This is a genomic window from Paraburkholderia tropica, from assembly GCF_014171495.1.
Classification (GTDB): domain Bacteria; phylum Pseudomonadota; class Gammaproteobacteria; order Burkholderiales; family Burkholderiaceae; genus Paraburkholderia; species Paraburkholderia tropica.
The window spans coordinates 233,927-255,713 of record NZ_CP049135.1 but is presented as its reverse complement, the minus strand read 5'-3'; the positions used below and the strand labels follow the sequence as shown (position 1 = coordinate 255,713).

17 protein-coding genes are annotated in these 21,787 nt (G+C 65.0%); 10 read left to right on the top strand and 7 right to left on the bottom strand.

Annotated features, from left to right (window positions below):
- Window positions 1-16: 16 nt before the first annotated feature.
- Complete coding sequence (locus tag G5S35_RS15880; protein WP_110328179.1) at window positions 17-1,519, bottom strand: DUF1254 domain-containing protein; 1,503 nt, start codon at window positions 1,517-1,519, stop codon at window positions 17-19.
- A 774-nt stretch (window positions 1,520-2,293) separates the two neighbouring features.
- Here G5S35_RS15880 and G5S35_RS15875 point away from each other — a divergent pair.
- Together G5S35_RS15875 and G5S35_RS15870 are read left to right on the top strand one after the other, a co-directional pair.
- Window positions 2,294-3,190 carry a fructose bisphosphate aldolase gene (locus tag G5S35_RS15875; protein ID WP_183039194.1) on the top strand — a complete coding sequence of 299 codons (897 nt, stop codon included), beginning with the start codon at window positions 2,294-2,296 and terminating at the stop codon, window positions 3,188-3,190.
- 300 nt (window positions 3,191-3,490) lie between these two features.
- On the top strand, window positions 3,491-4,069 hold the full coding sequence (locus G5S35_RS15870; RefSeq protein WP_420874530.1) for a transglycosylase SLT domain-containing protein: 579 nt from the start codon (window positions 3,491-3,493) through the stop codon (window positions 4,067-4,069).
- A gap of 5 nt (window positions 4,070-4,074) precedes the next feature.
- Here the strand turns inward: G5S35_RS15870 and G5S35_RS15865 are convergent, their stop codons facing one another.
- The 5 genes from G5S35_RS15865 to G5S35_RS15845 all read right to left on the bottom strand — a co-directional run bounded on the left by G5S35_RS15865 (window position 4,075) and on the right by G5S35_RS15845 (window position 10,461).
- Window positions 4,075-5,415, bottom strand: coding sequence for a DUF1254 domain-containing protein (locus G5S35_RS15865; RefSeq protein WP_183039193.1), 1,341 nt, complete (start codon window positions 5,413-5,415; stop codon window positions 4,075-4,077).
- Between the two features lie 32 nt (window positions 5,416-5,447).
- On the bottom strand, window positions 5,448-6,776 hold the full coding sequence (locus G5S35_RS15860; protein WP_237181419.1) for a DUF1254 domain-containing protein: 1,329 nt from the start codon (window positions 6,774-6,776) through the stop codon (window positions 5,448-5,450).
- Window positions 6,777-6,862: 86 nt separating this feature from the next.
- Window positions 6,863-8,209, bottom strand: a complete 1,347-nt coding sequence (locus tag G5S35_RS15855) for an MFS transporter (protein WP_110328182.1) — start codon at window positions 8,207-8,209, stop codon at window positions 6,863-6,865.
- Window positions 8,210-8,394: 185 nt separating this feature from the next.
- Window positions 8,395-9,300 (bottom strand): LysR family transcriptional regulator, encoded by a 906-nt coding sequence (locus tag G5S35_RS15850; RefSeq protein ID WP_065065738.1) that lies wholly within the window; start codon window positions 9,298-9,300, stop codon window positions 8,395-8,397.
- 171 nt (window positions 9,301-9,471) lie between these two features.
- Entirely contained in the window at window positions 9,472-10,461 is a 990-nt protein-coding gene (locus tag G5S35_RS15845; protein WP_183039192.1) for a ProQ/FINO family protein, read from the bottom strand.
- A 269-nt stretch (window positions 10,462-10,730) separates the two neighbouring features.
- Here G5S35_RS15845 and G5S35_RS15840 point away from each other — a divergent pair, with 269 nt between their 5' ends.
- Window positions 10,731-11,498, top strand: a complete 768-nt coding sequence (locus tag G5S35_RS15840) for an SDR family oxidoreductase (RefSeq protein WP_124261954.1) — start codon at window positions 10,731-10,733, stop codon at window positions 11,496-11,498.
- A gap of 198 nt (window positions 11,499-11,696) precedes the next feature.
- Here the strand turns inward: G5S35_RS15840 and opgC are convergent, their stop codons facing one another.
- On the bottom strand, window positions 11,697-12,788 hold the full coding sequence (gene opgC / locus G5S35_RS15835; RefSeq protein WP_110328185.1) for an OpgC domain-containing protein: 1,092 nt from the start codon (window positions 12,786-12,788) through the stop codon (window positions 11,697-11,699).
- A 541-nt stretch (window positions 12,789-13,329) separates the two neighbouring features.
- Between opgC and G5S35_RS15830 the strand changes: the two genes are divergently transcribed.
- The 7 genes from G5S35_RS15830 to G5S35_RS15800 all read left to right on the top strand — a co-directional run bounded on the left by G5S35_RS15830 (window position 13,330) and on the right by G5S35_RS15800 (window position 21,307).
- The gene (locus tag G5S35_RS15830) at window positions 13,330-15,702 is read left to right on the top strand and encodes a bifunctional salicylyl-CoA 5-hydroxylase/oxidoreductase (protein ID WP_074985676.1); all 2,373 of its coding nucleotides are present in this window, start codon (window positions 13,330-13,332) and stop codon (window positions 15,700-15,702) included.
- Entirely contained in the window at window positions 15,699-16,481 is a 783-nt protein-coding gene (locus G5S35_RS15825) for an SDR family NAD(P)-dependent oxidoreductase (RefSeq protein WP_183039191.1), read from the top strand. Before G5S35_RS15830 ends, G5S35_RS15825 begins: the two co-directional genes overlap by 4 nt.
- The gene (locus G5S35_RS15820) at window positions 16,478-17,023 is read left to right on the top strand and encodes a MarR family winged helix-turn-helix transcriptional regulator (protein WP_183039190.1); all 546 of its coding nucleotides are present in this window, start codon (window positions 16,478-16,480) and stop codon (window positions 17,021-17,023) included. Before G5S35_RS15825 ends, G5S35_RS15820 begins: the two co-directional genes overlap by 4 nt.
- Before the next feature lie 43 nt (window positions 17,024-17,066).
- Window positions 17,067-17,924: an enoyl-CoA hydratase family protein gene (locus G5S35_RS15815; RefSeq protein ID WP_183039189.1), complete on the top strand. Its 858-nt coding sequence runs from the start codon at window positions 17,067-17,069 to the stop codon at window positions 17,922-17,924.
- A 3-nt stretch (window positions 17,925-17,927) separates the two neighbouring features.
- Window positions 17,928-19,127, top strand: a complete 1,200-nt coding sequence (locus G5S35_RS15810; RefSeq protein WP_183039188.1) for an acyl-CoA dehydrogenase family protein — start codon at window positions 17,928-17,930, stop codon at window positions 19,125-19,127.
- A 35-nt stretch (window positions 19,128-19,162) separates the two neighbouring features.
- Entirely contained in the window at window positions 19,163-19,579 is a 417-nt protein-coding gene (locus G5S35_RS15805; protein ID WP_074985670.1) for a RidA family protein, read from the top strand.
- A 90-nt stretch (window positions 19,580-19,669) separates the two neighbouring features.
- A complete protein-coding gene (locus G5S35_RS15800) occupies window positions 19,670-21,307 on the top strand; it encodes an AMP-binding protein (protein WP_183039187.1) in 1,638 nt (545 codons plus the stop codon).
- Window positions 21,308-21,787: the final 480 nt, after the last annotated feature.

Here is a 21,787-nt window from a genome sequence, read left to right as displayed (position 1 = left end):
CTCCTCCGTGCGCCGATTACGGATTCGTGGCGCTGGTGGCGCGCACCGGCGGCGGCGTCCACGACCCGTCGAGCGCCGCGGGCTCGGGCCAGTAGGCACGCACGTACAGCGAGAAGTCCTGACCGGCGGGAGCCGGCAGCCAGTTCGCGCGCTTGTCGCCTTCGGGCGGCGCGCTCTGGATGTAGATCGTGAGCGAGCCATCTTCGTTGAGCTTGAGGTCCTTGTTCTTCGTGCCCACCGAATAGCGCTTGATGTCGTTCGGCGAGAAGAAGTGATGCTCGTTGTACAGCGTGAGCGACCAGAATCCCTTCACCGGCGGCAGCTTGCCCTTCGGAAACGTGACCGTGTAGGCATGCGCGCCATTCAGGCGCTGGCCGCTCGCGTCGGCGTCCAGATAGAAGTATTTGGTCTCGTTGCTCTTGTTGACCAGGATGTTCGACTTGGCGACCGCCGCGCGCGTGTAGTAGTCCGTACCGAATGCCGCGCCGTTGGTGATCGTGTGCCAGTTGTCGTTCAGCGCGTGCCCGAAGCTGTTGAAGTTGAACATCGGCGCGACGACTTCGGTGTCGGCCTTTTTCGCTTCGTCGACGATCGCCGCCTTGATCGCCGGATCCTGACGCGCGGCCGCGAGCAGCGCCTCGGCCTGCGCGTAGAGCGCCTGCTCGCCCGGCAACGGCGGCGTGGCCTTGAGCACGAGCGGGAGTTCGTCCCAGAACTTCTCGGGCTCGACAAAGCGGATTTCCGCGTCGCCGCCGCCGCCATCCTTGCCGAAATGCGGCAGCGCGGACCAGTCGGTGCGCTTCATCTTGCCGTCGAAATCGGCGAGCGGATACACGCCGATCTGCGCGATCGTGGACTGGATCGCCTTGCGGTCCTCGGGCGTGTCGTCCATGAAGACGCGCGGAATCACAAGCCCGACCGAGGTAGGCGAGCGGAATACGTGCTGGATGCCTGCGGGCACCTTGCCCTTCCAGTTCGGACCGGCCAGCAGATAGAAGCCGGGCTTCGTGCCGTACATCTTGCCGAGGCTCGCGAAACTGTCGGTGCGCGTGTCGACGGCCTGGATCACCCAGAAACGGCCGCCGAAGTCGGGCACCTGCACAACCACCGGCGAAGCGTCGAGATCGACCACGGCCGAACCGTACACGACGTCCTGATTCGGACACGCCACGAAGCGCTCGGCCGGCTCGATATAGTCATGCAGCATCGACAGGCGATTGGGCGGCGCGAGCGGCACGATGCCGCCGTTCAGGCCCGGCGAAGGCACCTGACGCGCCGCGAGCAGGCGGTTGTAGATATTCGTCATGGGCCAGGCCCAGACGTAAAGATTGCGCGCCAGGGTGCGCGCATACGCTTCGGACATCGCGTAGCCGGCCACCGGCCCCGGCGGCAACGCGGCCGCATGCGGTTGCGCCGCGCCGGCTGACTGGGCTTGTGCCGCTGCCGCGCCTTGCGTGAACGACGCGACAGCCGACGCGACAGCCAGGGCGAGTGCGCCCACGAGGATGCGATTTTTCATGGTTCTTTTTCCGATTGTCGTAAAAGTTCGCATGGCGCGCAGGTGGGCGCGACGGTGATGAAACAGACGCCGAATAAACCCGCCTTGCAAAAAAAGAGCCTGCGCAGTGTTTCGTGTCGCGCATTCGATGACTAATTTGCACACACCCGGTATACATGCCGGTTTATGCAAAATGCAGCAGCGTTATCTGAAACCTGAACAAATGAACCGGCGATACGGACAAAAAATACGGGCAAAAATACGGACAAACCCCGCGACACCCAGCTGATAAAAATCATATCGTGAAAGCCGAAAGCCGGTCTTTCGCCTGCACGGCCGATACTAGCCCGACAGCAACCAGCAAACAACGTGGCGCGCGCAATGATTATTCGACTCTTCCGGCTTATTGACGTGAGTCACTGGCATCGCGCATGCGCGCATTCGAATCCGCGAAAGTCCGCTTCCATTCGAATGCGACAAATAATCGGCCCCATAATGACCTCAACGCAATTTATGCCAGGTCTTATTCCGTCTTTTCAATGCACGTTTGTACTGAGCCGGGAAAAGTGTCCGTAATAAGCGGATCGGCAAGAATTTACCGGGGGCTGGCATCGCGCTTGCTTCCCGCCTTTGGAATCGACTCATGGGTTCGGTAACGGACGGCCAATGCGCAGTTCGGCGAGACGCTGTCACGCAGCGCCAGTACACTCGTCGGAACGCAGATGCCCGCAAGGCCGACCGCCGGGCTCCAGGTAACCGCGCCGCACCCGGCGCCTTTTTTCGGGAGAAATGAAGATGGCCAACGACACGATGCTGCAGCAGATGCGCGACAAACCGGGCTTCATCGCCGCGCTCGATCAGAGCGGCGGCTCCACGCCGGGCGCGCTGCGGCAATACGGCATTCCCGAGAGCGACTATCAGGGCGACGAGGCCATGTTCCGCCTCATGCACGAGATGCGCGTGCGCATCATCAGCGCGCCCGCGTTCACGGGCGCCAAGGTGATCGGCGCAATTCTGTTCGAGCAGACCATGGACGGCCAGGCGCACGGGAAGCCCGTGCCCGCGTTCCTCTGGGAAGACCGTGGCGTGGTGCCTTTCCTCAAGGTCGACAAGGGCCTCGAAGCCGAAGCCAACGGCGTGCGCCTCATGAAGCCGAATCCGGGCCTCGACGCGTTGCTCGAACGTGCCCGCAAAGCCGGCATTTTCGGCACCAAGATGCGCTCCACGATCGAGCGCGCCTCGCCGGAGGGCATCGCGGCCATCGCGAAGCAGCAGTTCGAAGTGGGTGCGCAGATCAGCGCACACGGACTCGTGCCGATCCTCGAACCCGAAGTGTCGATCAAGGCGCCCGACAAGGCGCAGGCCGAAGCGCTGCTGCGCGACTCGCTGCTCGAGGGTCTCGACGCCCTGCCCGCATCGAGCGACGTCATGATCAAGCTGACGATTCCCGACACGCCTGACTTCTACAAGCCGCTGATCGACCATCCGCGCGTGGTGCGCGTGGTCGCGCTGTCGGGCGGCTATTCGCGCAGCGACGCCTGCGAGCGCCTCACGCACAACCACGGCATGATCGCGAGCTTTTCACGCGCGCTGATCAACGACCTCACGAAGCAGATGAGCGACGCGGAGTTCGACGCCGCGCTGGCCGCGAGTATCGACGAAATCTATCAGGCATCGGTCAAGAAGGACTGAGCGGACTGAGCCTGCGCGCGGTACATGCCGCTGCGTTAAAAACCGAAAGACAGCCGGGGCCACAACCCGGCTGTCTTTTTTTGTTGGGCGGTTATACTGTGCGCCAGTCGATCGTTCACTCATTTTTTCGCGATATGGACCGGCCATGAGGCGGTTACTCTGCCTGCTCGCCTTGCTGCCCGGCTTCGTGCAAACCGCAGCGGCGCAGCAACAGCCCCCGAGGACAAACAGAAGCTCCCCACCTACCTCACCCAGAAGTTCGGGCTGGCGAAGGAAAAGGCTGCGCAAATTTCTGAGGCCGTGACCACGGCCGCCGCGAAATATTCGCTGCCGCCCGCGGTGCTGCTCGCCATCATTTCGATCGAGTCGCGCTTTCGCGAGAAGGCGCGTGGCGCGAACAACGCCACCGGACTCATGCAGGTCGTGCCCTCGGCGCACCGCAATCTGCTGCGCAACAAGGACCTCACCGATCCCGACGTCAATATCGATGTGGGCTCGTCAATCCTCTATGGCTACAAGCGCGACGCCGGCGGCGATCTCGACGCGGCGATGAAAAACTACGGCGGCTCGACAGCCTACGCGCAGAAGATCCGCGCACGCGCGATGGAGTTCAGTCACGTGCTCGACAGCGCGAGCGCCCCGCATGTCGTCGATGCCGACGCGGCGAGCGCAAGCGCCGCGTACACGGGTGCGTTTTCGGCGACGCTCGCGGCGAAGACGGTGGCCGGTGCGACCGCTACGGCGAGCGCGAGCGTGGCATCCTCGACGCAGGCAGCGTCTGCGCAATCGGGTGCATCGGGCGCACAGACCGCATCTTCCACCGACACCTCAAGCGCACGCGACGCCGCACGCTACCAGTCACGTTCGCGCGATCGCTGATCCGCTCAACCGCGCTGCCGCTCCACCGGCGGATACGCGTAACGCCCTTCGAGATGCACCGCGCGCGGCACGTACAGGCGCAGCGCCAGATAGAACCGCTCCGGCGGCGCGGGCAGCCAGTTTGCGCGCAATACCGGATCGGCGGGTTCGTTTGCCGAGATCGCGATCCGCAAGCCGCCGTCGTCGTCGAGACGCAGACCGCGCGTGCGGTCGCCCAGCGAATAGCGGCCGATGGCATTCTCGGCCAGCATGCAGGTCGCGCGCTCGTAAGCGGTCAGCGACCAGAACGCCTCGACCTGCAACGCCTGGCCGGGCGCAAAGTGCAACACGTACGATTCGCGGCCATCGAGCAGCGCGCCATCGTCATCGCAATCGGCGGTGATGTACATCGCTTCTTCGATGCCGAGCGCGCCGATGTAGCTGAGCGCGACCTGCGCGCGCTCGCGATAGTCGTCGCCGAAGGTTTCGCGCACATCGACCGGCAGCGCCCAGCCGCCGCCCAGCGCGAGCGGCGGCGCGCTCGCGAGTTCGCGCGTGAGCTGCGCAATCGCGCGGGCGAGCGCGTCGGTTTGCGCGGCGTCGAGCGTGGCAATATCCGCACCGATACCGCACGCGCGCCAGCGTGCGAGGCTCGTCATCGCAGCGGCGGGCGGCGGGTTTTCCGTGAGTGCGCGGTTCACGACCTGCGCGAAGCGCGCCGCATCGCCGGGACGTTCCTGCGGCGGCAACCACGCGTCGATACGCGTCGGCACCGGCGCCGTGCCGCCGGGCGCCCGTTCGATCGACAACTGATCCTGCAACAGCACGGCCGCCGCCAGATCGTCAGCGCCATCGACGAGAATTCGGCCGATCACCCAGACCGTATCGGTCGGACACGCGAGCGAGCGCATGCCCGCGGGCGCCTCGCCGCGCCACGTCGGCCCGTGCACGAAGAACGCACCCGCTTCGCCGCCGGTCGTGCGGCTGCCGATATACCCGAACGGATTCGTGTACATGTCGAGCAGGCCCAGCACGTAGTAGCGCGAGTGCATGGCCGGCACGCGGATCACGAGCGGCCCGCCGCGCAAATCGAGCCACGCGCTCGAATAGAGCGTGTCGTTGTTCGGCGTGACGACGCGTCGATGCTGCGGCCCGAGCAACTGACGCGTGTGCAGCCAGGCGTTGGCCCAGCGTGCGGTGGCATCGGCGTCGTGGCCCTCGACGCGCGGACAGGTCGCGGACAACATGCGCGCCATTTCGTAGAGCGGCAGTGCGAACTGCACGCCCTCGACGGCGAGATCGACAAGATCAGCGCACGCGGCGGCGGGTTCGACAAACGAAGCGGATGAGACAGTCGGAGTATTCATGGCGGATTGAAGCAAAGAGAATGGCGTGGACGTCAGGCGTTCACCGGCGACACGTTTTGCACCGGCGGAATCGCGTAGCGCCCTTCGAGAAACGCGGCCTGCGGATGGTAGAAACGCAGGATCAGATAGAAGCCGTCAGGCGGCGCGGGCAGCCAGTTCGCGTGCGGATCGGCAGGCGCTTCGTGCTGGATGGCGATACGCAGTCCGCCATCGGCGTCGTAGCGAAGCCCCGGCGTGCGGTCGCCGATCGCGTAACGGGGGATCGGGTTGTCGACGAAATAACGGTCGGCGCCATAGAGCGACAGCGACCACAAGGCATCGACGGGCGGCAACTGGCCCGGCGCGAAATGCAGGCTATAGCGGCGCGCGCCGTGCAGATGCTCGCCCGCATCGTCGAAATCGGCGGTCGCATAGACGGCCTCTTCCGAGGCGAGCGCGCCCAGCCCCTTCATGGCGATGCACGCGCGCAGCAGATGCGCATGGCCGTAGCGCCCGAGTTCGAGGCTATAGACCCAGTTGCGGCGCGTGCGGCTTTGCGTGAACGCGAGCAGCAGACGTTGCGCGTCGGCATAGGCGAGGCGCAGGCCGTGCTGCACGGCTTCGGGCAGCGCACGCACGTCGGTCCGTCCGTGCTCGCGCAGTCCCGCGCGCACGAGCATGCCGAAGGCGGCGGCCTCGTCGGCGCGTGGCGGCAAATCGGCGAACGCATCGAACACGTGCTGAAAGAAGTCGAGCGCGTCGTCGCCGCTTTCCTGCCAGTCGCGCACGCACTGCGGCCCCGCGCAGACCGGCCCGTTCAGCCGGAACGCGCGCGCGGCGTCACGGGCGCGAGGCAGGTCGTCGTCGCTTTGCACCAGCACGCGGCCGAGCAGCCAGACCAGCGCGGTGGGACAGGTCACCGGCGTGCCGTCGCCCGTCGGCTGTTGCCCCGGCGCATGCAGCACGACGCGCGCGCCGCGCGTCCCCACGTTACGCGGCCCGAGATTCGCGAAGTTGTTGGTGAAGGCATCGAGCAATTCGATCACGAAATAACGCGTGCTCTCCACCGCCGGCAGGTCGAGCACGACAGGACCGTTCGAAAGATCGATCCACGCATTCAGATAGAGAAAGTCGTTGGCGGGCGTGACGATGTCGCGGTCCTCATGCGTCCAGCGGCGGTCGCTCGCATAGAGCGCGTTGAACGGCGCGCGCAGCGGACTGCGCGAATGCGGCTGCGTGTGCAGCGCGCACGTGCGCATCACTTCGACGACCGGATAGCGTGCGAGCGCGAGCGGCCCCGCCGCCATTTTCACCAGCGCGACGACGGGATCTTCATCGGACCTCGCTCGCGGATCGATTCGACTCATTGCCTGCGTATACATAGCGAATTTCCTGCGTCCCAAAATAATTTCGGAATCCTTTGTATCTACGATAAGGCGAGCGCGCTTTCCGCATCGCCCCCAGCTTTTCAGCGTTCGCCCGACACCAGCGGACTCGCCATCTGCGCTTGCTGTTCGCGCTGTTCGTGCCGAGCACGCGCGGCGAAACGCTCGCGGTCGGCTTCCGGATGAATCAGCACGGCGGCGACCAGCCCCGCAGCAATGGCGAACGCGCCCGCGAGCAGCATCCCCGTCTGGAAACCGGCGGCCTGGCTGGCGGCGTGATCGATCACATAGCCGATCACGGCGGGTGTGACGAGACCGCCGAGCGTCGCGATACAGATATTGATGCCTAGCACGCCACCGCGCTGCGCGGCGGGGACGATCTCGCCCGCGAGCGTCATGCCGCTCACGAACGTGAACGACGCGAGCGAAAATCCGACCGTCACCGTCGCGATGAGCAGCGGCCCGGCGCCAAGACGCGGCATCAGCACCAGCGCGATACCCGAGGCCACGACCGCCACCGCCCCGAGCGTGCCGCGCGCATGGCGGCTCGACACGCCGCGCGCCATCAGCCGCTGCGACCACCAGCTCAGCAGCGGCGAACTGACCATCTGCCCGAACGCAGGCAGCACCACGATCCAGCCGACCTGCGTGAGCGAATAGCCCGCCACGCGCACGAGGTAACTCGGCAGCCACACCGTCGCGACAGTCAGGATCACGTAGGCCGCGAAGCCCGCGAGATCGCTGCCGATACAGGTGCGCGACAGCAGCAGCGCGCGCAGCGGAATCCGCTCGGGGTAGATAGCGCCGGCGCCGCCCTGCGTCGCGACGGCGCGTGCGTCGTCATGGCCGCCGAGCGGCCCTTCCTTGCCGATCCATAGCCACAGCGCACTCCACACGAGGCCCACGACCGCGAGCAACTGAAACGCCGCGCGCCAGCCGAAGGCCACGATCACCGTCGTGATGAGCGGCGCGATCAGCCCGGCGCCAAACGACGCGCCGATCGTCAGCAGCGCCGACGGCACCGCGCGTTCGCGATCGGGAAACCACTTGTAGAGCGCGTGCACGGCGACCGGAAACGCGGGCCCCTCGCTCGCGCCGAGCAGTACGCGCGACAGCACGAGCGTGGCGGGCGCGGCGTAAAGCAGCAGCGGCACCTGCGAAATCGACCACGTGACGGCCATCGCAAGCAGCAGCCAGCGCGTTTTCACGCGATTCGACAGCAGCCCGACCAGCAACGCGGAGATCGAAAACAACGTAAAGAAACTGGCGGCGATGCGGCCGAACTGCCCGTGCGTGAGATTGAGCTCGCGCATGATGGGCTCGGCGGCGAGACCGATGAGCGCCTTGTCGGCGAAATTGATGGCGAGAAAGAAAAACAGGCCGGCGACGATTAACCATCGCTGGGCGCGAGCGTGCGTCTCGAACGTCATTGCGTCTCCATTCGCGGCTTTTTTGTGGACGGCCGGCCAGCGCCGGTCGCCTCGTCTGCCGCATCCGGGACATTGGACGATGCGCCAATCAATAATACAACTGCATAATTTGCATCGAATCAATAGATCGAACGCATGAATGCGGGCGCATTGACGCAGCCCCCGCAGCGCCGGCTCCGGCGGAATTATCGAGACGTGGCGGCGACGCTTTGAAACGCGCGGATGGCCTGTTCAGCGGCGGGAGACAGCGTGCGCCCCGCGAGATGGACGATGCCGAATTGCAGCCACAGCGGCGAGCGCGTGGGCAGCGAGAGCGGCACGAGGCCCGCCATGCGCGCCGGATTCCACATGGCGTGAGTGGTCAGCAACAGGAGTGCGTCGGTCTTGCGCGCGTATTCCTGCAACACGTTCACATCGTTGCAGACGAGATGAAATTCGAGCGCGTGATTCGGCGCGTAACGCAGCCATTTGCGCAGCGCCTCGTGCATCGGATCGGGCAACGGCACGGAGACGACCGGATACGCCTGCAACTCGTGCGCATCAAGCCCGGCACGGCCCGCGAGCGGATGCCCCTCGCGCACGAACCAGGCCGCCTGATGACGCGGCAGCGTCATCACGTTGACCTCGCTGGTCGGCTGGGTGCCGCGAATATCGACGATCAGGAAATCGAGCGTTTCGGCGTGCAGGGCGTCGAGCAGGTTTTTCCAGTTGTCGACGACCGCGTTGATGCGCAGTTGCGGATGATGATGCGCGAGCGCGTCGAGCGCGGCGGGCAGCAGCATGGCCGCCGGATACGGCCCCGCGCCGAAACTCACCGCACCGATGTCGTGATTGCGCAGCAGATCGACGTCGCGCACGAGGCAGCGCGCCTCGAACAGCACTTTCTTCGCGCGACGCACCACCAGCTCGCCCGCGGGCGTGATCTGCACCTCGCGCGTCGTGCGGTCGAACAGCGCCATGCCGAGATCGTCTTCGAGCGTCTGAATACTGCGGCTCAGCGCGGGCTGGCTCAAATGGACGCGTTGCGCGGCGCGCGCGAAGCTGCCCTCTTCGGCGAGGGCGATCACGTGTTCGAGCTGGCGTAGATTCATGGCGAGGCGCGGCAATCGTGACGGTATGACCGCCGGGAAGTCCGCATCGCGTGGCGGACCGGATGCCGCGCGCCGACGTCGCAACGAAGCGAGCCGGTGCGCGGCATGGCGCGGACCGGCTCGGGATCGCTAAACGGGATGGCCGCCGCGCGCGGGCGGCGGCCGACGCGCTCAGGCGTTCGCGGCGGGCGTGTCCCCTTCTGCAGCCGGCGCGGCCGGTGCTTGCGCGGACTCGGGCGCAGCCGGTTCGGCGGCTTGCGCTTCGACTGCCGGGGCCGGAGCCTGCGCTTCAGCCGACTCGACGGCTTCCGCCGCTTCCCCCGTCTGCCCGGCAGCAGGCGCCGCCGGTGCGGCTGCGTCCTGCGGCTTGGCTTGCGCCTCGGCCTTGGCCTTCTGGCGCGCGAGCGCGGCGTTGGCGCGGCCGATATGCGACGGATCGATGCCCGGGCCTTCCGACGCCGTGCCGTCCAGTTCGTAACGCGGACCGCCCGCGGCCACGCGCTCGTGGTAACGCGGATGGTTCACGTGGCGCTTGAGCACGGCGACGATCAGCGTGCGCTCGTAATCCGGGTGCGCGGCGACCAGATCCTCGACGACACCGATCTTGAGCGGCAGACGCTCGCGGAAGGTCGGATAGAGCTTCGCAAAAACGTTCCAGACCGTGTTGAGCTGGCGGTTGCGCTCGATGCGCGCCTTGTCGGCTTCGCTGAGATTCGCCGCCGGTTGTTGCGCACGCGCCGGACGCTGACGATGCGGGCCACGGCCCTCACCTTGCCCTTGCCCCGGACGCGCGCCCTGGCGCTGCTCGCCGTCGCGCGGACCGCGCTGCGGGCGGGCCTGCTGGCCCTTGCCCTCTTGCGGCCTGCCGTCGGCGGGCGCGCCGCCCTCGGCGCGCTTGCCTTGCGGCTTGCCGTGCGCCGGACGCGGACCGCGCGCGCGCGCGTCTTCCGTGCCGGCCGGACGCGGACCCTTCGGACCCTTGTGGCCCGAAGCACCCTGCCCACGACGCGGGCCCTGCGCGCCCTTGGGCGAGGACTTGCCTTGCGGCGACTGCGCCTGTTCTTCGGGCGGCTGTCCCGTGCCCATCCCCATGCTCTTCTTGATTTCGAGAAGACCATCCTTGAAGCTCAGGGTACGGCGTTGTTGCGATGCGGCTTTCACGTCCAGCTCTCTTCCTTATTGGATCGGACGCTATGATACAGAATCGCGCGCAGCATTTCTGTCACCGCGACTCGCCGATGCCCCGCGTGCAGCACGCGCGACGCTTGACAGCGCGCTCGCACGACCTCCGCGAAAATGTGCCGTGCGCGCGAATCGCCCTGTTTTTACGGGTTTTTTTGCGGTTTCCCGCATCTCGCGCCCGCACCGCGCCCCCATTTTTCATGCCGCGTACGCCTGTGTGCACATCGCGCGCTTTTTTTGTCACAAAAATGAACGTTTCCTCGACTTTGCCTTCTTCGATCCGCGCGATCGTTACCGGACATTCGCGCGGGCTCGGCGCCGCGCTCGCCGAATTGCTGCTGGAGCGCCAGATCGACGTGCTCGGTGTGGGCCGCAGCGCCCATCCGACGCTGGCGGCCCGGACCGCCGCGCGACTCGCCGAAGCCGCCGTCGATCTCGCCGATCCCGCGAGCGTCGAGCGCTGGCTGGCCGGCGGCGCGCTGAGCGCGTTCGCGCAAAGCGCGGACTGCGTGCTGCTGTTTAACAATGCCGGCACAGTCGACCCGATCGCGCCGCTCGGCGTGCAGGATGCGGGCGCGATCGCCCGAGCGATCACGCTCAACGTCGCCGCGCCGCTGATGCTGGCCAACGCACTGGCCAGCGACGACAGTTCAGGCAACGCCGCCTCGCGACGCATCCTGCACGTCTCCAGCGGCGCTGCGCGCAACGCTTACGCGGGCTGGAGCGTGTATTGCGCGACCAAGGCCGCGCTCGACCACCACGCGCGTGCCGTGGCGCTCGACGCGCCGCGCGGCGTGCGCATTTGCAGCGTCGCGCCCGGCGTGGTCGATACCGGCATGCAGGCGACGATCCGCTCGACGTCGACGGACAACTTCCCGCAACGCGAACGATTCGAGCAATTGAAAGAGAACGGCCAGCTGGCGACGCCGGAACACGCGGCACGTCTGTTGATCGATTACGCACTGAGCGACGCGTTTGGTTCGACGCCGATCGCCGACGTGCGCGAACTCGTGTAACGGCATCGTCACATTATTGAATCGAGTCACTGAGCGCGCACGCTCCCGCAAACGCTCACCTCGACAACCGAGCGCGATGCGGGATCACCATAGCTAACGAGTTGATTTCGCGCTGTTTCAGCGAGATGACGAGCCGCTTTGCGCGGCTCGTTTAGCATCACTCCCGCAAACACTCACCTTTGCCTGTGCGTTCCGGCATCAGGTAAGCGCCACACGCGGCCGCAATTCCGCCTTCAAACGACGCGCGCCGCCCGCAAGCATCAGCAGCGCGCCGATCGCCACCACGTCACCCGCGAAACGCGCGGGCAAGATCGACGAAACGTGCGTCGCGCGAATGACCGTGTCGACCGCATTGGACACGAGCGCGCCGCCCACGAAGCACACGAGCCCCTGCTGCCCCACGCTCACGACGCCCGGCAGGCGCTGCGCGAGCCACTCGATCCAGCCGAGCCGCACCGCCTGCGCGGCAAGCCACGCAACGGCCGCAAAACTCACGATGCGCAGGCTCGCGAGATTCTGCTTCATGTAGCCCGGCTGCGGCGTCATTTCGATAAAGAGCCGCACGACCGCGAATGCGACCACGAGTGTGATCGCGAGCACGGTGAGAAGGCGGCCGAGCCGCGAGATCTGGAACGCGTCAGTGACCGGATAGAGACGGCACAGCAGTCCGAGCAGGAACATCGCCTGCCACGCGAAGGGATTGAACGACCAGATCGAACCCGGCACCGACGGCAAATAGCGCACGAGCCAGCAGCCGGCGAACCACGTCGCGAAACTGCCGAGCAACACCAGGTCGGGCCGGCGGCGCGCCAGCGGCATGACGACCGGGAGCATCAGCACCAGAATCACGTAGAGCGGCAACACGCCCGCGAGATACGGCTGGTCGCGAAAGATCGCGATATTGCCGAGCATCGCAAACGGATGCGCGGTGAAACGCTGGAAGCCCGTTTCCGCAACCAGCGGCGAGTCCACGCGCAGCGCGACAGCCGCCGCACCAGAAAGCAGCATCAACGCGGCGGCGCACAGATACGCGGCGTAAATCTCGCGCCCGCGCCTCAAAAAGCGGCGATTGGCGGCCTCGGTGCCCTTGCGCGCGGCAATCGCGAGCCAGCTCGCCGCCGCCACGTAGCCGCTCACGAAGACGAACACCTCGGCCGAATCGCAATACGCGAACGTGTGCAGCATGCCGTGCGACAACACGCTGGATGGAATGTGATCGAGTGCAATCGCAATCAGCGCGAAACCCCTGAAAAAATCGATTTCGATCGATCGCTTCGCTGTCTGGCTCATCAATGAATACTCCCGTCGTCTCTGGCGGTTGTGACGATTGTTGCGATTGAAATTGCGTCTCTTCGATTTGCTATGCGGATCGCGCGCCGATGCTTTCAGTCGCTTCCTTTGCCATCACCTTTCATCAGGATGACTGATTGTTTATGCGTTGATACGTGGCGCGTGCAAACCGTATGAAAATGCCAGGTGCCCGAAAGCGTTTCGTAAAGACTCGATCGTTTCATCGCTACACCATGCGAATTCGGTGCCAGCGAGCGTCGAATCTTTCCTCGACACCCAGCATGGCACACCTGCCGTCATGCACGCAGTTTCTCCCCGTCGACGGCAAGGCCGCCGTAAGGAAGTGCACCGCGCGCCTCATGACCGGGTTGACGCGCGATGGGGCGCGAGGTTCCACCGAATATTCGGTTTTATGCGCATTGATGCGCGCGACATGCGGTGTGTATCGGCGAGCGGCGAGCGAACACGCCCGCATCAACTTACTTGACATCTAAACTATTTAGACCTACATTAACTTCAAGGACTGACCACGGGAGCTAGCATGCGCATTGCCTGTATCGGCGGAGGGCCCGCCGGGCTGTACTTCGGCCTGTTGATGAAGCGCCGTCACCCGGAGTACGAGATCACGGTGATCGAACGCAACCGCCCGTACGACACCTTCGGCTGGGGCGTGGTGTTCTCGGACCAGACGCTCGGCAATCTGCGCGCAGCCGACCCGGAAAGCGCCGCCGAAATTCTCGACGCCTTCAATCACTGGGACGACATCGAAATCCATTTTCGCGGCCGCTCGATCCGATCGTCGGGTCACGGCTTTTGCGGCATCGGCCGCAAGCGTCTGTTGAATATTTTGCAGGCACGCTGTGAACAGCTCGGCGTGAAGCTCGTGTTCGAGACCCAGATGAGCGACGACGACGTGCAAAACGCCGACCTCATCATCGCGAGCGACGGCCTGAACAGCGCCACGCGCCAGAAGTACGCCACCACCTATCAGCCCGATATCGATCTGCGCGACTGCCGTTTTGTCTGGCTCGGCACCTCGAAACTGTTCGACGCCTTCACGTTCGCCTTCGAAGAAACCGAACACGGCTGGTTCCAGGCGCACGCCTATCGCTTCGACGACAACACCTCCACGTTCATCGTCGAAACGCCAGAGCATGTCTGGCGCGCGGCGGGCCTCGACGACATGAGCAAGGAAGACAGCATAGCGTTCTGCGAAAAGCTGTTCGCGCGCTATCTCGACGGCCATGCGCTGCGCTCGAATGCATCGCATCTGCGTGGTTCCTCGCAATGGATTCGTTTTCCGCGCGTCGTGAACCGCGAATGGGTGCACTGGAAAAGCGCGAGCGACGGCCAGCAAACGCCGGTCGTGTTGATGGGCGACGCCGCGCATACGGCGCACTTCTCGATCGGCTCGGGCACCAAGCTGGCGCTCGAAGACGCGATCGAACTCGCCAACAGCATGGACGCGCATCCGCACGATCTGCGCGCCGCGCTCGCGCATTACACGAGTGTGCGAAGCGTCGACGTGTTGCGCATTCAGAATGCCGCGCGCAATTCCACCGAATGGTTCGAGCACGTCGATCGCTACGCGAAATTCGAACCCGAGCAATTCGCCTATTCGCTGCTCACGCGTTCGCAGCGCATTTCGCACGAGAATCTGCGCGAACGCGATGCGGCTTATCTGGGCGGCTTCGAAACGTGGCTCGCACAGCGCGCGAATCCCGAGGCGGCATCCAGCGCGCGTCCTGTTCCGCCGATGTTCACGCCTTATCGCGTACGCGGCGTGACGCTCAAGAATCGCGTCGTCGTTTCGCCGATGGCGCAATATTCCGCGCAGGATGGCGTAGCCGGCGACTATCACCTCATGCATCTGGGCGCGCGTGCGATGGGCGGCGCGGGGCTCGTGATGACCGAGATGACCTGCGTGTCGCCCGAAGCGCGTATCACGCCCGGGTGCCCCGGGTTGTACGCGCCCGAACATCGGACGGCATGGAAACGCATCGTCGATTTCGTGCACGCGCAGTCGGACGCAAAAATCGGCGTGCAGATCGGCCACTCGGGTGCGAAAGGCTCGACGCGTGTCGCGTGGGAAGGCATCGATCAGCCGCTCGACGACGGCAACTGGCCGCTGGTTTCGGCGTCGCCGCAACAATATCTGCGTGGCGTGAGCCAGTCGTCGCACGCCGCGAGCGCCGATGAACTGCGCGAGATCGAAGCGCAATTCGTGCGCGCGACGCAAATGGCCGCCGAAGCCGGTTTCGACTGGCTCGAACTGCACTGCGCGCACGGCTATCTGCTCTCGAGTTTTCTCTCGCCGCTCACGAATCAACGCGACGATGAATATGGCGGTTCGCTGGAAAACCGTCTGCGTTATCCGCTGCAAATCTTCAACGCGATTCGCGCCGTGTGGCCGCAGGACAAGCCGATTTCGGTGCGTATTTCGGCGCACGACTGGGTCGAAGGCGGCATCACGCCCGACGACGCCGTCGAGATCGCACGCGCCTTCAAGGCGGCAGGCGTCGACATGATCGACGTCTCCTCCGGCCAGGTGAGCAAGGACGAAAAGCCCGTGTACGGCCGCATGTTCCAGACGCCGTTCGCGGACCGCGTGCGCAACGAGGCGGGCATCGCCACCATCGCCGTGGGCGCGATTTCCGAGGCCGATCACGTGAACGGCATCATCGCGGCGGGCCGTGCGGATCTGTGCGCGGTGGCGCGCCCGCATCTGGCGAATCCGTCGTGGACGCTCAACGAAGCCGCGAAAATCGGTTATTTCGATGTGATGTGGCCGCATCAATATACGGCCGCGAAAAATCAGCTCGAACGCAATATCGAACGCGAGCGCGCTGCGGCTGCGGCAGCCGCCGGTTTGTCGCCGCTCGAACGCGCGCAGCGCGCGGAAGGCACCGTATGAACACGCACGACGCATTGCATCAACGCCACGCGGTCGTGACGGGCGGCGGCAGCGGCATCGGCGCCGCGACCGCTACCGCCCTGCTGAAAGCGGGCGCGCGCGTCACGCTGATGGGCCGCGAGATGGCGAAGCTCGTCACGCAGCGCGAGAAGCTCGGCGGCGGCGAACACATCGCATGCGTGAGCGTCGATGTCGCCGACGAGGCCGCCGTGAATGACGCCTTTGCGCGCGCGACACAAGCGCTCGGCGACGTCGACATCCTCGTGAACAATGCAGGTCAGGCGACTGCCGCGCCGTTCGCCCAGACCGATCTCGCGCTCTGGAAACGCATGCTCGACGTGAATCTCACGGGCGCGTTTCTGTGCACGCGCGCCGTGCTGCCCGCGATGCTCGCACGCAAGCACGGGCGCATCGTGAACGTCGCGAGCACGGCGGGCCAGGTCGGCTATCCGTACGTGGCCGCGTATTGCGCCTCGAAACACGGCGTGATCGGCATGACGCGCGCACTCGCGCTCGAAGTCGCCACGCAGGGCGTGACCGTGAACGCGGTGTGCCCCGGCTACACGGAAACCGAACTTTTGCAGGCTTCCCTTGAGCAGATCACGCGCAAGACCTCGCGCAGCGAGGCCGAGACGCGTAGCATCCTCGTGCGCCACAATCCGCAGCAGCGCTTCGTCACGCCGGACGAAGTCGCCAACGCCGTGTTGTGGCTGTGCGCGCCCGGATCGTCCGCGATCACCGGGCAATCGATATCCGTTTCTGGTGGAGAAATCACATGACCCTGCCCGCCCGCAAGACGGCAGCCGCGAAGACGCCGCGCAAAGGCGTTGCGAAGCCCGCGGAGAATGTCGTCGACATGGAGATGAGCACGGGCACCGACAGCCATATGGGCCTGCGCCTGTGGCTGCGCCTGCTCACGACGACGAACCTCGTGCAGGCCGAATTGCGCCGCCGTCTGCGCAGCGAGTTCGACACGACGCTGCCGCGTTTCGATTTGATGGCGCAGCTCGAACGTCATCCCGAAGGGATTCGCATGACCGAGCTGTCGCGCCGTCTCATGGTGACGGGCGGCAACGTGACGGGCATTACCGATCAGCTCGAAAAAGAAGGCCTCGTCGTGCGCGACGCCGATCCGGACGACCGCCGCTCGATCGCCGTGCGTCTCACGCCCGAAGGACGCGCCGCGTTCGATCGCATGGCAATCGCGCACGAGCAATGGGTCGTGGAAATGCTGGGCGGACTGTCGCTCGACGAAAAGTCGAAGATGCACGACCGGCTCGGCAAGCTCAAGCAACATCTGCGCGACAGTTTGCCGGGCTGAACGCGCGACGCGAATCAAACAGGATTCAGGAAGGAGACACACCTTGACGACAGAACGTTCGAGCGCCGACGCGCTCTTCGCGCGCAACCGCGTCACGCTCGCAGGCTACGAGGCGAAGCACTTCGGCTGGTCGGTCGAGGACCGCGTCGCCACGATCACGCTAAATCGCCCGGAGCGCAAGAATCCGCTCACGTTCGAATCGTATGCGGAACTGCGCGACCTGTTCCGCCAACTCGCCTACGCGACCGATGTGAAAGCCGTCGTCCTGCATGGCGCGGGTGAGAACTTCTGCTCGGGCGGCGACGTGCACGACATCATCGCGCCGCTGATCGATTTGCCGATGCCCGAATTGCTGATGTTCACGCGCATGACCGGCGACCTCGTGAAAGCGATGCGTCACTGTCCGCAACCGATCATCGCAGCCGTCGATGGCGTGTGTGCGGGCGCGGGCGCGATTCTCGCGATGGCCTCCGACATGCGTTACGGCACCGCGCGCAGCAAGCTCGCCTTTCTGTTCACGCGCGTCGGTCTCGCCGGTTGCGATATGGGCGCGTGCGCGATCCTGCCGCGCATCATCGGTCAGGGACGCGCCGCCGAACTGCTCTATACGGGACGCTCGGCAAGCGGCGAGGAAGGTCACGCATGGGGTTTCTACAACCGTCTGTGCGATCCCGCCGAACTGCTCGCCGATGCACGCAAACTCGCCGCCGATCTCGCCGCCGGCCCGACCTTCGCGCACGGCATCACCAAGACGATGCTGCATCAGGAATGGACCATGAGCATCGACGAAGCGATCGAATCCGAAGCACAGGCGCAGGCGATCTGCATGGCGACGCGCGATTTCGGCCGCGCGTACGACGCCTTCGCGGCAAAAACGCGTCCGGTTTTCAAGGGAGATTGAGCAGTGAACGCACCGGCTGACACTCATCTGCACGACGCGCTCGCGTGGCCGTTTTTCGAGGACCGTCACCGCGCACTCGCCACCGGCGTGGAAGCGTGGGCGCGCGAACACCTCGCTCACGTTTCGCACGACAACGTCGACGACACCTGCCGCAAGCTCGTGCGCCAGCTCGGCGAAGCAGGCTGGTTGCGCTACGGCGTGGGCGGCACCGCTTACGGCGGTCACGGCGACACCATCGACACGCGCGCCGTCTGTCTGCTGCGCGAAACGCTCGCGAAGCATTCGGGGCTCGCCGACTTCGCGCTCGCGATGCAGGGCCTCGGCTCGGGCGCCATCTCGCTCGCCGGCAACGACGCGCAGAAATCGCGCTATCTGCCGCGCGTGGCGAAGGGCGAAGCAATTGCCGCGTTCGCGCTCTCCGAGCCCAATGCGGGCTCGGACGTTGCCGCGATGGCGCTGGCCGCGCGCGACGAAGGCGATCACTACGTACTCGACGGCGAAAAAACGTGGATCTCGAACGGCGGCATCGCCGACTTCTACGTAGTGTTCGCACGCACGGGCGAAGCGCCGGGCGCGCGCGGCATCAGCGCGCTGATCGTCGACGCCGATACGCGTGGGCTGGAAATCGCCGAACGCATCAACGTGATCGCGCCGCACCCGCTCGCGCGCCTGCGCTTCACGAATGCGCGCGTGAACAAGAGCCAGTTGCTGGGCGCGCCCGGCGAAGGCTTCAAGATCGCCATGCGCACGCTCGATATTTTCCGCACGTCGGTGGCCGCCGCGTCATTGGGTTTCGCGCGCCGCGCGATGGCCGAAGGGCTCGCGCGCGCCGCCTCGCGCACGATGTTCAATCAGGTGCTCGGCGATTTTCAGCTCACGCAGGCCAAGCTTGCGCAGATGGCGCTGACGATCGACAGCAGCGCCCTGCTCGTCTATCGCGCCGCGTGGCTGCGCGATCAAGGCGAAAGCGTCACACGCGAAGCGGCGATGGCGAAATGGCACGCCAGCGAAGGCGCGCAGCAAGTGATCGACGCGGCCGTTCAGCTGTGGGGCGGCATGGGCGTTCAGAGCGGCAATGTGGTCGAGTCGCTGTATCGCGAGATCCGCTCTCTGCGCATTTACGAAGGCGCGACCGAAGTGCAGCAGTTGATCGTCGGCCGCGATCTGCTGAAGTCGTATCACGCCGAACACCATGCGGCCTGACGCGAACCGAACCCCTCAATGAACGCGAAAAACCCATGAAAAAAGCCCTTCTTCCCGCAGGCTGGATCAAGCCGCGCGGTTATGCGAACGGCGTCGCCGCGCGCGGCACGCAGGTTTTTATCGCCGGTCAGATCGGCTGGGACGAGCAGGCGAAGTTCACGAGCCGCGAATTCGGCGCGCAAGCCGTGCAGGCGCTGCGCAATATCGTGGCCGTGCTCGAAGCCGCGGGCGGCAAGCCCGAGCATCTCGTGCGCATGACGTGGTATGTGACGGACAAGCAGGAATACCTGTCATCGCTAAAGGACATTGGTGCAGCGTTTCGCGATCTGATCGGCGATTACGACATTGCGATGAGCGCGATTCAGGTCGTCGCGCTGATCGAGGACGAAGCGAAGGTGGAAATCGAAGCCACCGCCGTGATTCCCGACGACGCGCGTCTGAGCCACGCATAGCGCGCAGCGACCCGATCGCACTCAAAGCGCGCGCAGAAAAAGACCGTATAAAACGCGCACCAGTCTGTTCAGATTGAAGCCGGAGACACCATGCAACCGACCGCTCACGTCGATACCTATGCACGCGATCACCTGCCGCCCGAATCGCAATGGCCCGCGCTGCTGCTCGACAATCCCGACGTCACCTATCCGGCGCGCCTGAATTGCGCGGCCGAGTTGCTGGACCGCGCAATCGAGTCCGGATACGGCGCGCGCCCGGCGATCTGGTCTGAAGTCGATGGCCAGCCGCGCGCGACCACTTATTCGCAACTGCGTGAGCTGGTCGACCGCAGCGCGCACGTGCTCATCGACGACATGAAGCTGCAGCCCGGCAACCGCGTGCTGCTGCGCGGCCCGAATACGCTGCAAATGGCGGTGGCCATGCTCGCCGCGCTCAAGGCCGGGCTCGTGGTGGTGCCCACCATGTCGCTGCTGCGTGCGAAAGAGTTGAAGCAGATTATCGACAAGGCGAACATCAGCGCAGCGCTCTGCGATGTGCGCCTTGCCGACGAACTCGCGCGCAACACCGATCCGGCCAACGAATACTTCTGCGCCGGCCTCGAACAGGTGCGCTACTTCCACGACGACGCGCCCGACAGCCTCGAAACCCTCGCGGCGGCCAAACCGGCGCAATTTCGCGCGTGCGATACCGCAAGCGACGACGTCTGCCTGATCGCCTTCACAAGCGGCACGACCGGCACGCCGAAAGGCTGCATGCACTTCCATCGCGACGTGCTCGCGATGTGCGATCTGTTCCCGCGCCACGTCCTCAGGCCCACCGCCGACGACGTGTTTTGCGGCACGCCGCCACTCGCGTTCACGTTCGGGCTGGGCGGCATTTTGTGCTTTCCGTTGCGCGTCGGCGCGTCGACGGTGCTGATCGAAAAGCTCACGCCCGCCCTGCTGCTGCAAACGATCGAAAAATTCCGCGCGACGATCGTTTTCACCGCGCCCACGTTTTATCGGCAGATGGCGCCGCTCGTGAAAGACGCGGATATTTCCAGTCTGCGCCAGACGGTCTCGGCCGGTGAGGCGCTGCCGCAGGCCACGCGCGATTTATGGCGCGAGGCGACGGGCATCGAGATGATCGACGGCATCGGCGGCACGGAGATGATCCACATTTTCATTTCGTCGGCCGGCAGCGACGTGCGTCCCGGCTCGATCGGCCGCGCAGTGCCGGGCTACGTCGTGCAGGCGCTCGACGACGCGCTGCAACCGGTGCCGCCCGGCACGACCGGCAACCTCGCCGTGCGCGGCCCCACCGGTTGCCGCTATCTCGCCGACGAACGCCAGATGAAATTCGTGCGCGACGGCTGGAATCTGCCTGGCGACGCGGTATCCATCGACGCCGACGGTTACGTGTTCTACCAGGCGCGCGCCGACGACATGATCGTTTCCTCCGGCTACAACATCGCCGGACCGGAAGTCGAAACCGTGCTGATGCAGCACCCTGCCGTGTCGGAATGCGGCGTCACGGGCGTGCCCGACGACGTGCGCGGCCAGGTGGTGAAGGCCTTCGTCGTGCTCAAGCCCGGATTCGACGGCAACGAAGCGATGGTCGCCGAATTGCAGAACTTCGTGAAATCGGCCGTGGCGGCCTACAAATATCCGCGGCTAATTGCGTTTATCGACGCTCTGCCGCGAACGGAGACGGGCAAACTCAAGCGGGCGGTGTTGCGGACGATGTGAAGCGTTTGGGAAGGCCGGTTGGATCGCGAGAGGCGGCACGCGTGAGCGTGTCGCTTTTTTACGTGTTTCCGTTTGGAAACACGCGGGCGGGGGCGGAGTTTTCTCGGTTTCCGATCGGAATCAGATTATTTTTAGAGTATTACTACGTAAACCGCCATGAATCCAACTACTCACATCAATTTATTTGACATTATTAATATAATGTTTGGATCAGATCGAGGAACGGCATTTTTTCCGTGTCTTTGCCCTCGATTACGGTGATATTGGGAACGTGGCGATACCGGAGGAGCGGCCTGCGTCGATTTGAGGGTCGGCGAGGCGCTGGCGGAGAAAGTGCAGCGCAGAGTAGAGGAAGCGCGCCAGTTGGCTTCTGGCATACGCTGCAATCCGGGGCACCCGGAATGCAGCCGCCGCGTGATCGAGTCAGGCGATCTCGTGGCGTTCGACACGGATCCAGGCGGCAGCCTTGGCCTTTACGCC